At 58.9% G+C, this 13540-nt stretch carries 10 protein-coding genes; 6 read left to right on the top strand and 4 right to left on the bottom strand.

The window, feature by feature from the left end:
- Positions 1-31: 31 nt before the first annotated feature.
- The 3 genes from AB1724_17480 to AB1724_17470 all read right to left on the bottom strand — a co-directional run bounded on the left by AB1724_17480 (position 32) and on the right by AB1724_17470 (position 4562).
- Positions 32-1276 (bottom strand): glycosyltransferase family 4 protein, encoded by a 1245-nt coding sequence (locus AB1724_17480; protein ID MEW6079602.1) that lies wholly within the window; start codon positions 1274-1276, stop codon positions 32-34.
- Between the two features lie 91 nt (positions 1277-1367).
- Positions 1368-3500: a MopE-related protein gene (locus tag AB1724_17475; GenBank protein MEW6079601.1), complete on the bottom strand. Its 2133-nt coding sequence runs from the start codon at positions 3498-3500 to the stop codon at positions 1368-1370.
- A 390-nt stretch (positions 3501-3890) separates the two neighbouring features.
- The gene (locus tag AB1724_17470) at positions 3891-4562 is read right to left on the bottom strand and encodes a thermonuclease family protein (protein MEW6079600.1); all 672 of its coding nucleotides are present in this window, start codon (positions 4560-4562) and stop codon (positions 3891-3893) included.
- Between the two features lie 408 nt (positions 4563-4970).
- On the opposite strand from AB1724_17470, the gene AB1724_17465 reads away from it, so the two are divergent.
- Positions 4971-5681, top strand: coding sequence for a TetR/AcrR family transcriptional regulator (locus AB1724_17465; protein MEW6079599.1), 711 nt, complete (start codon positions 4971-4973; stop codon positions 5679-5681).
- Positions 5682-5863: 182 nt separating this feature from the next.
- Complete coding sequence (locus AB1724_17460) at positions 5864-7219, top strand: thrombospondin type 3 repeat-containing protein (GenBank protein MEW6079598.1); 1356 nt, start codon at positions 5864-5866, stop codon at positions 7217-7219.
- 10 nt (positions 7220-7229) lie between these two features.
- Here the strand turns inward: AB1724_17460 and AB1724_17455 are convergent, their stop codons facing one another.
- Entirely contained in the window at positions 7230-8213 is a 984-nt protein-coding gene (locus AB1724_17455) for a transcriptional regulator (GenBank protein ID MEW6079597.1), read from the bottom strand.
- A 122-nt stretch (positions 8214-8335) separates the two neighbouring features.
- Here AB1724_17455 and AB1724_17450 point away from each other — a divergent pair, with 122 nt between their 5' ends.
- Genes AB1724_17450 through ahbD form a run of 4 tightly spaced genes read left to right on the top strand, consistent with a single transcriptional unit; the run spans position 8336 to position 13400 of the window.
- Positions 8336-10114 carry an AAA family ATPase gene (locus tag AB1724_17450; protein MEW6079596.1) on the top strand — a complete coding sequence of 593 codons (1779 nt, stop codon included), beginning with the start codon at positions 8336-8338 and terminating at the stop codon, positions 10112-10114.
- Between the two features lie 16 nt (positions 10115-10130).
- Positions 10131-11315, top strand: a complete 1185-nt coding sequence (gene ahbC, locus AB1724_17445; protein MEW6079595.1) for a 12,18-didecarboxysiroheme deacetylase — start codon at positions 10131-10133, stop codon at positions 11313-11315.
- 9 nt (positions 11316-11324) lie between these two features.
- Positions 11325-12308: a porphobilinogen synthase gene (gene hemB / locus AB1724_17440; protein ID MEW6079594.1), complete on the top strand. Its 984-nt coding sequence runs from the start codon at positions 11325-11327 to the stop codon at positions 12306-12308.
- Positions 12309-12311: 3 nt separating this feature from the next.
- Positions 12312-13400, top strand: coding sequence for a heme b synthase (gene ahbD / locus AB1724_17435; GenBank protein ID MEW6079593.1), 1089 nt, complete (start codon positions 12312-12314; stop codon positions 13398-13400).
- The last annotated feature ends 140 nt before the right edge of the window (positions 13401-13540 follow it).

Genomic DNA, 13540 nt, shown 5'->3' with positions numbered 1-13540 from the left:
AAAAGCCACAATTCAGGAGACCTGGCGTTCATTACCGGGCCTCGTCAAGGGCGATTTTATACACCGTTTCCACCCTTTCAAACACCCGTTCCCAGGTGAAGGCGGCAAGCTGATTTTCGATCAGGGTTAAATCAATGTCGGGCTGCTCCACGGCCGCGGTCATCTGGGCGACCAGGGCCGCCCGAAGGTCATCGACAAACCGGTCCAGATCTTCCGCGAGAGGGTTGTCCACGGCATGAAGCCGCGGCGTTCGGACCAGGTGGACATATCCGGTCTTCATGCCCTCCATCAATTCGGCCACCCCGGGAATGTCGTTGGCCACGACCCGGCAACCGCAAGCCAGGGCTTCCAGCATAACCAGGGGAACACCCTCAAAAAAAGAAGGCAGAACAAACAGGTGACTCTGTTTCATTATCGCGGCCAGCCGGGGCTGTTCCACGGCTCCGTAAACCCGGACACGGTGCTTCAGGCCCCGGGCCAGGTTCAGACACTGATCGGTTTCTGAACCGGAGCCGCCGCCTACCAGATGGAGCTGCCAGGAGACATCATGAATGCTGGCGAGGGCCTTGAGAAACCAGGGCGTCCCCTTGGCGTTACACAGTTTGCCCGCGTAGACGATCTGCACCGGGTCAGGAACGGGCTTGGTCTGGGGACAAAACAGGTCGGCGTTATATCCCGCCCCGATCACGTGAACCTTTTCTTCAGGCAGCCCATACAGTTTCACAATCTCCTGCTTCTGAACCCGGCTCAGGGCCATGACCGCGTCCAGCCGGGCGCATCCTTCCATGACCCGCTCCCGCAGATGGGGACAGTTCCGGAACTGGCGCAGATCGGTGCCGTGGCTGGAAGCCACCAGGGGAAGGGCGGGGAACAGGCGCCGGGCCAGGGATGTCAGCAGCCAGAGGTGGTGGCTGTGGATCAGGTCGGGGTCGGATTGCGCCACGGCCCGGTTCAGCTTGCCGGCAAAGCAGGCTTCGTATTCAGCCACATCCTCCGGGGTAAAATCGCGGAAGCGGCGGCTGTCATAGGGCATGACATCGCTCATCCCGGCGATGGGCCGCGGCGTGTCCAGGCCGTCAAAACATACAAAGGAGCATTCACAGCCGGTGACCTCGGAAGCCGGCTCCCGGCCGGTCTGTACGCCGGCCACCAGGTGATTGACATGGCCCCTGCGCGCGGCCTGGCGCAGCATGGCCTGGACATAAACGCCGCTGCCCGTGGAGTCGGGCCGCTGGCTGATCAGATGCAGGATGCGCAAACCGGACGGATGTTTCATATCAACAGGTTTTCCTCCTTAAGGGTTATCCCCTATGTAGCAGGAAAACCTGTTGACTGAAAACCATAAAGTGTCCGCCGGCCTGTCCGGGCTACCGCCCGGGCGGCGTCACCACCAGACGGAACCCGCCGCCGTCGTCGGTACCGGCCGGACAACTGGAGTGGCGGACCGCGGAGGTGCAGTTCTGGGCGGAATCGTGCCAGCTGCCGCCGCGATAAAGCCTGGCGGTACTGGTTGTACCCCCGGTAGGATCGATCACGCTCTCGGAAGGATAGTCGCCAAACCGGTCCGCGACCCACTCGTAGACATTGCCGTGCATGTCATACAATCCCCAGGCATTGGGCGATTTCTGAGCCACGGGATGGGTTCCCGCGCAGGTGGGGCCTGTATAGCTGCTGATATCCGAGCAGCCGCTATACGATACCGCCGAATTGTAGCAGTACCACCCGACGGCATTCAGGCTGGGATCATACCCGCAGAAAAGATCCGTAATCGGGCCGTTGCAGAATGCCGTGGTGCTGCCGGCCCGGCAGGCATACTCCCACTCCGCCTCCGTCGGCAGCCGGTAGGTGCCCTCTCCCCGGTTATTCATGGCGGCCAGAAAATACTGAACGATGTTCCAGGACACCCGTTCCACCGGGCAGTTGCCGCCGCAGTTGGAGAAGTAGGAGGGGTTGCCCCCATAGGCTTCCCGCCACTGGGCCTGGGTCACCTCGGTCGTCTGGACATAAAAATCCTTGGTGATGGTCACCTGGTGTGGCGTGTAGCCGCTGCCGGTGCCCATGATAAATGTACCGGCGGGAATCCGCCTGAAGGTCATGCCCAGGGAATTGGTGAACGTATCCTGGGTACAGCCCTCGTCTACCAGCCCGTCACAGTCGTTATCAAGGCGGTCGTTACAGACTTCCGCCGCGCCGGGGTGAATGGCCGCGTTGGCGTCATTGCAGTCCACGCCCGGTGTAAACGCTCCACCGCAGCCGCTTTCGACGTAATAGCCGTCTTTGTCCGCGTCGGTGCAGGTACCGGTGGTGCAGTTCTCGTCAATCTGGCCGTCGCAGTCGTTGTCGACGCGGTCGTTGCAGACCTCCGCCGCGCCGGGATGAACGGTCGCGTTGGCGTCATTGCAGTCGACACCGTCAATAAAGGCGTTGCCGCAGCTCTCTTCGAGATAATAACCGTCACTGTCCGCGTCGGTACAGGGATCATCCGAGCAGCCCTCGTCCACCTGCCCGTCACAGTCATTATCTAACCCTTCGCAAATTTCCCTGGCCCCGGGATGGATGGAGGCGTTGTTGTCGTTGCAGTCAACGCCGTCATTGACCGCGTTGCCGCAACCCGCCACGACATAATAGCCGTCACCGTCGGCGTCAATACAGGCATCGGAACAATCTCCGGCTTCGTCCGCCTGCCCGTCGCAGTCGTTGTCGATACCGTCGTCACAGATTTCCAGGGCGTCGGGATGAACGGACGGATTGCTGTCATCGCAGTCGACACCGTCTAAGAAAGCGTTGCCGCAGCCCGCCTGGGCGTAATAACCGTCGTCGTCCGCGTCGGTGCAGACGTCACAATCCTCGTCGACCTCGCCGTCGCAATCGTTGTCGATATCATCGTCACAGACTTCCGCTGCCCCGGGGTTGACGGCCGCGCTGGCGTCATCGCAGTCCACCTCCGTGTCGCAACCGCCCTCGGCAAAATAATCGTCGTTGTCCGCGTCGGTACACTCGGGGCAATCCTCGTCGATCTGGCCGTCACAGTCATTGTCGACGTTGTCGTCACAGGTTTCCACCGCTCCGGGGAAAACAGCGGCCCGGGCGTCGTTACAATCAACCGCCGTGCCGCAGTTTGCCTGGGCGTAATAGCCGTCGGCATCGGCATCAGTACAATCAATATTCGTGCAATCCTCGTCAACCTGTCCGTCACAGTCGTTGTCGATGGTGTCGTTGCAGGCTTCCGTCGCACCCGGGTTAACCGCCGCACTGGCGTCATTGCAGTCGGTATCGTCGGTTACATACCCCTGGGGCTGGGAAGCGGCATCCAGTGAAGCGGCCGCGTCACCATAGCCGTCAATATCGCCATCGCGGTAATAGGTGGTCAGTCCGTTATTATTGCCGCCGCCACCACCGCCACCGCCTCCGGTCCCGATAATGGATAAAAGACCGAGAACGGTTATTGTCAGTAAACAGATATAGCGAATCGTTTTGATCAGTGTTCTATTTTTTCCCATGGCTCGTACCTCCGTTTATCATGCCCGTCGACAAGAAACCTACTTCCGTGATATGCATAAAGCAATTTTCAGGCCATATCACAGGCAGTCGGCATCAGTTGTTTTTAACATTTTAATTTCAGATAGTTATCTAATGCAAAAACAACTGTTGCGTTGCCGGTCAGGCCGTATCCTGTTTTTTTTTGCAATTTTTGTTAATACCGAAGCGAAAAACGTCCCGCAACCGCATTTGTCATCTGAATCATGGGGCATTAAGATATGATGATAGTTGCGGATTTCAGATTTTTCTTTTTTTTAACACAAAAGTTGCAAAATGGACAGAAAAACATGAATAAAAAAACAACCCGATTTGACGCCCGAAAACAGGGCCAAGCATTCGCGGGGACTCAGTTACGGCCTGCACGCCCCGCATGGCCGGAACCCCGCCCTGATCGCCTCCTCCCGGGAGCCGAACACAGCGGAACAGTTTCGACAGTTGTAGCTCCGGCACGACGGTTGATGGAATATCATGGAGCCGGTATTGCCGTGATAGATGACCGCGCCGGTTTCCCGTGCAGGTGTATGATTGGAAGCGGTCTCCCGCGAATTACGTCGAAACTCCCAGGGCGGCACCGGATCGGGATGACGCCACAGGCCGGCGCCCTGCTCCCTGGCCCGTTCCTCCAGGTTTTTCCACGCGGCGCAGAGAGGGATTTGACAATACTCGTCGTAAACCCAGGCCAGGCCCGCCCGGAGGATTTCCTCATTGACGCAGATCGCCCCGGTATAAACCAGTCCGACCACACGGCCGTAACGGTCCGTGCCCTGGCCTGCCACCCGGACCGGCTTATTAAACACCAGATCCGACGTGAACTGTCTGGCCCGGGTCCCGAAATCCTGCCGTGACTCCGGGCAGTCGATCCCGTACAGACGAATTTTCCGCTGTGCCTGGCCATCCAGCACCGTTATGGTATCACCGTCGGAGATGCCGACAACTTTACCGGACAGAAAATCATCGGCGGAAAGAAGGGAAAAAAAGGGGAAAAGGATCAACGCCAGCGATACGGCGATCGTTCTTGCCATTTCAGAGAGGTCTCCTTCTGATCCTCCCTGATTATCGCTGCCTGTCGTCCCTCATGGCTCTGTTCGGATGCCGGTAGCATCTCTACCGAAGATAGTAATTTTATAACGGCTCCCGGATAAAGCTGTCAACAAGGTTCCGCCGGAAGAACGGATCGAGTAACCGCGGGGAAAGGCCTTTCCCATCCTCCTCATGCGCGTTAATGTTCTTCTGTACCGGACGCACTCCCGGGCCGGGAGCGCCGCCATTTGTTTTGTACAAATGTACAATAGAATATCCGGCAACGGAGTCAATCATTTTTGTACATTTGTATAGCTCTAATATCACTATATTTTCATCTATCGGATTTAATTCAATTTATCTGCTTATTGCCTGTTGACAACGTCATTGACCTGTGCTTTTATGCGTTCATGAAACCGAAAAAGACAAAGCGCTCTCCTGTCGCCGGCAAAAAAGAACGCCCCCGAAACGCGGATCATGGTTCGAAAAGCGACGCCACCAAAGCCATGATCATCAACGCGGCCCGCAAGGTGTTCGCGCGCCATCCCTACCATAAGGCCAGCATCCGCATGATCGCCGAAGAAGGCGGTTTTCTCTTTTCCCTGATCAACCACTATTTCACCAAGTCGGAACTGTTCGGCGCCGTGGCCGCGGCGGTAAGCGAAGAACTGCTCACGGATTTTATTTCCTGGCTCAAGGATATCCAGGGCCTGCCGCCGGAGAAAGGGTTTTCCCTGTTTCTGGACCGGGCGCTGGATTATTTTTTTGAAAAGCCGGACATGCTTCAGATCCTGATGAAAAACGCCGGGGAGGCGGGCTCCAAGGACATGGCCCCGGCCTTTGAATCGTTTTCCAAATACGTGTTCACCGGCGGAGGGATCCTGGTCAATGAGCTCCGGATGGAAAAAAGCGTGGACAATATCGTCGTCTGGGTCTACGGCGTGCTGAATCTGCTGATCAACTTCGTGGGAGCCGCTCCCTATCACTGCAAGGTGCTCAACATGGACCCCAGCGGCGAAGATTTTCGCAAGTGGGTCAAAAACTGCCTGGTCTATCTGTTTACCCCGACCCTCAAAGACCTGTTCCCGCCCCGGAGAAAAACCGTCAAAACAAAAGGCTGATTGCAAGGCCGCATAAATTTATGCATTTTTTCTCCCGCCGGCCTTTTCACCGGTAATTTCTGGAAGGACTTCAGGGTATCTCTAAACATTGACCCCATTGGCTGATTCTGATATAATTAAAATCAATCCATTTATACTACATATCTCTTTTACACTAACCGCATACGGGGGGGGGGGGAAACATGAAAAGCGCCGGGTCTTTTCTGTCGCCGGTTATCCGGGCACTATCAGTCTTCGTTATCTCTTGCTTGATCATGACCGGCGGCAGTTTCGCCGCCAATCTTGAGATTGACAACCAGAACAGCGTTCTCGGCGGTAATGTGGTTTTTTCCGTCACCATCAATGACGCGCCCAACCCGGTTTATGCTTTCGGATTTGAGGTGGCCTTCGACAGCACACGGCTATCCTATCAAAGCATTGCCAGGGGAGACCTGACCTTGAATTTTACCATGCTCGATGCCAATGAATACGCCCCCGGCGTATTACGCATCGGCGGCTTCTGGGTTGGCAATGAGATCCCGGTCGGCTCCTCCGGCGTACTGGTAACGATCACTTTTCAGGTTGCTGACTGTCTGGGCTCGAACCTCCATCTGCAGGACCTGGTCGACTGCTTCGCCGATCTTCCCTGCGCCCCCACGCCCTGGACCACCAGGGACGGCCTTTTTACCTGTACGGGCGACGGGGACGGCGACGGCATCCAGAACGCCGCGGACAACTGCCCGGAAATTTTCAACCCGGCGCAGACCGACAGGGATAACGACGGCACGGGCGACGATTGCGACGGTTGCCCGGACGACCCGGGCAAGACCGGTCCCGGTATCTGCGGGTGCGGCATTTTAGATGCCGATACGGACGGAGACGGTTCTCCCGATTGTAATGACGCCTGTCCCCAGGATCCGGACAAGGTGGCTCCGGGCGTGTGCGGCTGCGGCGTTCCCGATATAGATTCAGACGGAGACGGTTCTATCGACTGCCATGACAACTGTCCCGATGATCCGGAGAAAACAGAGCCCGGCGTCTGCGGCTGCGGCACGGCCGATATCGATACGGATGGCGACGGGACACTCGACTGCCATGACGCCTGCCCCGATGACCCGGCAAAAACAGCGCCCGGCGTCTGCGGCTGCGGCACGGCCGAAACCGACACGGACGGTGACGGCACGCCTGACTGCAGGGATACTGATGATACAGACAGCGACGGGAAGAAGGACAAGAATGACAACTGCCCGGCCGTTCCCAACCCCGGCCAGGAGGACGCTGATGACGACGGTACAGGCGATGCCTGCGACGCCTGCCCGACCGACCCGGACAAGATCGATCCGGGGGACTGCGGCTGCGGGGTGTCGGATAAGGATTCGGACGGTGACGGCACGGCGGACTGCATTGACGGCTGTCCGAAAGATCCGAACAAAACCGACCCGGGAGTATGCGGCTGCGGCAGGCAGGACATAGACAGGAACGGCGACGGCACGGTGGATTGCCCGGGAGGTGGAGATTCAGGTTTATTCGGCTGCTTCCTGAACCAGCTTTGGCAATAACATCGCCGATCTATTTATATCGGGCTTTCATGGCCCGGATCTCGGCCCGGATCTCCTTTCGCAGGGCCTCGGGGAAAAGGACCTCGGCCTGGGCGCCCCAGCCCAGGATCCAGAGCTTGATTTCCCGGATGCCGGCCACCTCCATCTCCAGGTCAACGGAGCCGTCGGGGTTATCCGTCAGAACCTGGGACTCGTGCCATTTCTTTTCCCGGACATACCCGGCCACCGCCGCGGAAAACCGGATGCGCACCCGGGTGGGCTTACCCTGGAAGACGCCGAAACTCGTCTTCATGAATTCTCCGCCGGAAAACTTTTCCGGGCGCTGAAAGGTTTCGGCAGAGACCCGGAACGCCTTGATGCGGTCGACGGCAAACACCCGGATGTCTTTGCGGCTGTGGCAGTAACCGATGACATAAAAACTGCCGTCAAAGTACCACATGCTGTAAGGGTCTATCCGGCGCCGGGTATCCTCGCCGCGGCTCATGGTAAAATAAGTGATGTACATGGCACGGTGATCGGCAATGGCGCGGTTGAGGGCGTCAAACAGGCTGACCAGGGTTTTCCGGTAGTGCTTGTAGGGGCGTTCCCGGACATAGAGATTGTTCTCCACCTCTTTCAGGAAAGCCATGGCCTCGGCCGGCAGCATGGCCTGAATTTTTTTAAAAAGAGCGTCCAGGTTGTCATAGATAAAGGTGCCCTTAAGGATCTTGAGCACGTCCCGCCCCAGGTAAAGGGCCATGACTTCGGGAAGCTCCAGGGGCAGCGGCAGGTCCTGCCGATCCGGGGCCAGCATGGCCCAGCAGTTTTTTTTACCGCTGGTGCCGGGATTATACAGAGGAAAGCCCGCCTCCTCCAGGGCGTTCAGGTCCCGGTAAAGGGTACGGCGGCAGCATTCAACGTCGCCGGCCAGTTCATCAATGGTAACGCCCAGCGGTGAAACGCACAACCGCTGCAGAATCCGCCACTGCCTGGTCAATTGTCTTCCCCGGGACATGTCGTTCTCCCTCCCTGCTTTAAAAATCAACCGAATCCCGGTCCGGGCCCCCGCCGGAAGTCGGGAAAAAGACGGTCTGATCGTCTTGCTTTTGAACCGGGAATGATTATAATTGAAATACCATGACAATAAAAAAGGAAAATATTCCCGATCCTAAAAAAATCGAGAAGGAAATCGGCGAGTTTCTGCAGCAGAAGTACGGCGACAACGTCAAACTGATCACCCCGGTGGTGGTTCCGGATCCCGACCGGGAAGACGGCGACGGCCCGAAAGCGCGACCTGTTTCCGAGCGCATCAATTTCGACCTGAAACCAGAGGAACTGGTCGCCTACCTGGATCAGTTCATCATCAAGCAGGACAAGGCCAAAAAGATCCTGGCCACCAAGATCTGCACCCATTTCAACCGCATCCGGAACCAGCACCGCTGGAGCGGAACAGGCAAGATCGTGGGCGCCATCAAGAACAACGTGCTCATGATGGGCCCCACCGGCGTGGGCAAGACCTACATGATCCGGCTGATCGCCCAGAAAATCGGCGTTCCCTTCGTCAAGGGTGACGCCACCAAGTTCAGCGAAACCGGCTATGTCGGCGGTGATGTGGAAGACCTGGTGCGGGATCTGGTCCGGGAGGCCGGCAACGATATCGAACTGGCCCAGCACGGCATCATTTATATCGATGAAATCGACAAAATCGCCTCCAGCCGCAACCTGATCGGTCCTGATGTTTCCCGGACGGGTGTCCAGCGGGCCTTGCTGACGCTCATGGAGGAGACCGAAGTGGAGATGAAAGTCGCCCACGATCCGGTTTCCATCATGCAGGAGGTGGAGGCGTTCCGCAAAACCGGCAAACGTGAAAAACGCGTCGTTAACACTAAAAATATCCTCTTTATCATGAGCGGCTCCTTTGGCGGCCTGCAGGAGATCATCAACAAGCGCCTTTCCCGGCAGGCCATCGGTTTCTCCGCGAAACTGGCCGATGCCGCCGAAGACCCCTACGCCGCCGTTCAACACGTCCGGTCGGAGGACCTGACGGAATTCGGCTTTGAGACCGAGTTCGTCGGCCGGCTGCCGGTCCGGGCGATTTTTGAGAACCTGACGGAAAAGGATCTGCTGGATATTCTCAAGAACCCCAGCAATCCGGTCGTGTTAAACAAGCGCATGGACTTTGCCGCTTATGATATCGATATCCTGTTTGATGACAACGCCATGCGGCTTCTGGCCCAACATGCCTGCGAGGAGAAAACCGGCGCCCGGGGGCTGGTCAACGCCGTGGAAAAAGCCCTGCTCCCCTTTGAAAACCGGCTCCCGTCAAAGCGCATCCGTTACCTGCCCGTGACCGAGGCCGTCGTCGCCTCTCCGGATCAGGAACTCGCGCGGGTTCTCGAGGCCGATCCCCAGGAGTTGAAAAACCGGTACGAGTCAATCCGCCGGCAGGAAAAGGAAGCGCTGGCAATTCACATCCGGGATAAATGTTGCGCCCAGGCGGAGCGACACCGCTTCCCGCTGACTCCCGGACGGATCGACATCATCGCTGAATTCTACCTTAACAATATAACCGACATCGAGAACGCTTTCGACGCCGTCAGGGCTTATTTCGACGAAGCCGGACGGATTGAAGATTACTTCCAGAATCGCCTCGATCTGGCGATCATCCTTACCGATGACGCGATCGAATACATCGTCCGTCAGCATGTCCAGGGCGCCTTTGCCGGCTTTGAGCAGGTCTGTGAAAAAATGACCGCGGATTTCCGTGACGGTTTCCGGCTGCTGGCGGACAAGGCCGGCCAGGACGTCATCACCGTAAATCAACAGGCCCTCATGTTCCCCGAATCCTGGCTCAACGCGGCCATCAAAAAAGCCTTCGGCGTGCATAACAGCGGCTCCGGCCCTCAACCAGAATAAACAGATTGGCGAATTTATGATCGGCATTTCCAAACTCTACTGCGGTACCGCCGAACCGTCCGACGCGCTCCGTTACGGCCGGCGTTCCGAAGACCTGCCCTCGCACCTGCTGCAGTTTTCCATGGACAAGAAACCCGTGGTCGTCTGGAATATCACCCGTCGCTGCAACCTCAAGTGCCGGCACTGTTACGCCCATGCCACCACTCGGCCCGACGAGAACGAACTGACCACGGCGGAAGGCCGGCGCCTGATCGACGATCTGGCGGCCTTCAAGGCACCGGTGCTGCTCTTCTCCGGCGGCGAACCCCTCATGCGGGAAGACCTGCCGGAACTGGCGGCCTACGCCATCGGTAAGGGCATGCGGGCCGTCATCTCCACCAACGGCACCCTCATCGACCGGGAGAAAGCCGCCGTACTCAAGGAAATCGGACTGTCCTACGTGGGCATCAGCCTGGACGGCGGGCCAGCGGTCAACGATGAGTTCCGCGGCGTGACCGGGGCCTTCGACGACGCCATGAAGGGTATTGAAAACTGCCGGCAGGCGGGCATCAAGGTCGGCCTGCGGTTTACCATCAACAAATTCAACGCGACCGAAATCGCCGAAATGTTCGATCTGGTGGAGCAGCACGACATTCCCCGGATCTGTTTCTATCACCTGGTTTACGCCGGCCGCGGTTCGTCCATGATCGCCAGCGACCTTTCCCTGACGGAAACCCGCCGGGCCGTGGACCTGATCCTGGACCGGACCCGGGACCTGCATGACCGGGGCAAGCCCAAGGAAGTCCTGACCGTTGACAATCACGCCGACGGCCCGTATATCTATCTGCGGCTGCTCCGGGAAGATCCGGCCCGGGCCGCCGAGGTCCTGGACCTGCTGAAAATGAACGAAGGCAACAGCTCCGGCCGGGGGATCGGCTGCGTCGGCTGGGACGGTGAAGTCTACGCCGACCAGTTCTGGCGGCATTACAGCTTCGGCAATGTCCGCCGGCGGCCGTTTTCCGAGATCTGGAGCGACACCAGCGAACCGCTCATGGGCAAACTCAAAGAAAAGGCCAAACATGTCCAGGGCCGCTGCGCGCGATGCCGCTGGCTGGATGTCTGCGCCGGAAATTTCCGGGTCCGCGCCGAAGCCTTTTCCGGAGACCTGTGGGCGCCGGACCCGGCCTGTTACCTGACCGATGAGGAAATCGGATTAAAATAAGGAGGCACCATGCTTTTCCCCGACTACCGCCCCAGGCGGTTAAGACAGAACGAGTCCTTCCGCCGCATGATCCGCGAGACCGCCCTGGCCGTGGACGACCTCATCCTGCCGCTGTTTGTGACCGGCGGCAAAAACGTCAAGAACGCCATTCCTTCCATGCCCGGTCATTATCAGCTCTCCATTGACAACCTGGTGGTCGAGGCCAGGCAGACCGCCGAACTGGGCATACCGGCCATCATGATCTTCGGTGTTCCCGACCACAAGGACGCTCTCGGCACCGGTGCCTATGCCAAGGACGGCATCGTCCAGAAAGCGGTCCGGGAAGTGAAAAACAAGGTCCCGGAAATGCTGGTCATCACCGATGTCTGCCTGTGTCAGTACACGGACCACGGCCATTGCGGCGTGGTGGAAAACGGCCGGGTCGACAATGACGCCAGCCTGGATCTGATCGCCAAAGCGGCCCTGTCCCACGCCAAGGCCGGCGCCGACATGGTGGCCCCGTCCGATATGATGGACGGGCGGGTGGCGGAGATCCGCAACGCTCTTGACGACAACGGCTTTGACCAGGTTCCCATCATGTCCTACGCCGTCAAGTACTGTTCCTCCTTTTACGGCCCCTTCCGCCAGGCGGCCGATTCGGCCCCGAAATCCGGGGACCGCAAGACCTACCAGATGGACCCGGCCAATGTCCGGGAGGCCATCCGGGAGGCCTCCATGGACGTGGAGGAGGGGGCGGACATCATCATGGTCAAGCCCGCCCTGCCCTACCTGGACGTCATCACCCGGGTGCGCGATGAGATCGATCTGCCGGTGGCCGCCTACAACGTCAGCGGCGAGTACGCCATGATCAAGGCCGCCGAACAGCTGGGCTGGCTGGACGGCGAAAAGGCCATGATGGAATCGCTCCTGTCCATCAAGCGCGCCGGCGCCGACATGATCCTGACCTATTTTGCCAAAACGGCCGCCGCCATCCTGGTGGCCAAGGGCCGGTAGGCCATGTCTCCCCATCCGGGCCATATCGCGGAAAAACCGGGGGCGGCCGAGCTGAGGCTGGTCGCCTGGGAAACGACCCGCAACTGCAACCTGTCCTGTCTGCACTGCCGGGCCTCCGCCGGCAGAGGCGCGGCTTTTACCGGCGAGCTGGATACGGATGCCAGCCTGAGGCTGGTGGACCAGATCGCGGAAACCGGGTCTCCCATCGTCATCCTGACCGGCGGTGAGCCCCTGCTGCGGGAAGATATTTTCACCATCGCCCGGCATGGAACCGACCGGGGGCTGCGCATGGTCATGGCCCCCAACGGCACCCTCATCACCGGAGAAAACGCCCGCCGCATGGCCGACGCGGGCATCCGACGAATCAGCATCAGCATCGACGGCGCCACCGCCCAAAGCCATGACGCCTTCCGGGGCGTGCCCGGCGCCTATGACGGCGCCCTGGGCGGCGCCCGGCTGGCCGCTGAAGCCGGAATCGAATTTCAGTTAAACACCACCATCACCAGCCGCAACCTGGACGAAATCCCGCGCATCATGGAACTGGCGGAAACGATCGGGGCCGTGGCCCACCACATCTTTCTGCTGGTTCCCACGGGACGGGGACGGGAAATGGCCGAGCAGGCCATTTCCGCGGCCGACTATGAAAACACCCTGAACTGGTTTTACGACCGCACCAAAACCACCGCTCTCCAGTTGAAAGCCACCTGCGCCCCCCAGTATTACCGGATCCTGCGCCAGCGGACCCGGCAGGAAGGCGTCTCCCTGTCCTTCCAGACCCACGGCCTGGACGCCGTCACCCGGGGCTGCCTGGGGGGTACCGCCTTCTGCTTCATCTCCCATGTCGGCATTGTCCAGCCCTGCGGCTTTCTGGAACTCAACTGCGGCGACGTCACCCGGGACGCCTTTGGAGACATCTGGCGCCATTCGGAGATCTTCCTCAAACTTCGCGACTTTTCCAATCTCGAAGGCAAGTGCGGCCGCTGCGAGTTCAAGAACGTCTGCGGCGGATGCCGGGCCAGGGCGTTTGAGGCCACCGGCGACTTTCTGGCGGAAGAGCCCCTCTGCGCCTACCAGCCCGCCCGGGCAGTCTGACCCGCCTGCCGCTCCCCTGCTCCACGGCCGCCGTGTGGTTCAACACGCGCCGGAAAGTCCGGTGATGATCCGGCCTTTCCCTCCTTGACATGAACCGCCTTTCCTGTATAGATAAAAGACTTGATAGAAGCATATAAAAA

The sequence above is a fragment of the Thermodesulfobacteriota bacterium genome (genome assembly GCA_040753795.1).
Lineage (GTDB): Bacteria > Desulfobacterota > Desulfobacteria > Desulfobacterales > Desulfosudaceae > JBFMDX01.
The sequence above is the reverse complement of the archived record's forward strand: the minus strand, read 5'-3'. Positions and strand labels throughout refer to the sequence as shown.

Excerpts from the sequence above, each read along its gene's own strand:
- AB1724_17470 (MEW6079600.1), bottom strand. The coding sequence starts at position 4,562 with ATGGCAAGAACGATCGCCGTATCGCTGGCGTTGATCCTTTTCCCCTTT.
- ahbC (MEW6079595.1), top strand. The coding sequence starts at position 10,131 with ATGATCGGCATTTCCAAACTCTACTGCGGTACCGCCGAACCGTCCGAC.
- ahbD (MEW6079593.1), top strand. The coding sequence starts at position 12,312 with ATGTCTCCCCATCCGGGCCATATCGCGGAAAAACCGGGGGCGGCCGAG.
- AB1724_17475 (MEW6079601.1), bottom strand. The coding sequence starts at position 3,500 with ATGGGAAAAAATAGAACACTGATCAAAACGATTCGCTATATCTGTTTA.
- hemB (MEW6079594.1), top strand. The coding sequence starts at position 11,325 with ATGCTTTTCCCCGACTACCGCCCCAGGCGGTTAAGACAGAACGAGTCC.
- AB1724_17450 (MEW6079596.1), top strand. The coding sequence starts at position 8,336 with ATGACAATAAAAAAGGAAAATATTCCCGATCCTAAAAAAATCGAGAAG.
- AB1724_17460 (MEW6079598.1), top strand. The coding sequence starts at position 5,864 with ATGAAAAGCGCCGGGTCTTTTCTGTCGCCGGTTATCCGGGCACTATCA.
- AB1724_17465 (MEW6079599.1), top strand. The coding sequence starts at position 4,971 with ATGAAACCGAAAAAGACAAAGCGCTCTCCTGTCGCCGGCAAAAAAGAA.
- AB1724_17480 (MEW6079602.1), bottom strand. The coding sequence starts at position 1,276 with ATGAAACATCCGTCCGGTTTGCGCATCCTGCATCTGATCAGCCAGCGG.
- AB1724_17455 (MEW6079597.1), bottom strand. The coding sequence starts at position 8,213 with ATGTCCCGGGGAAGACAATTGACCAGGCAGTGGCGGATTCTGCAGCGG.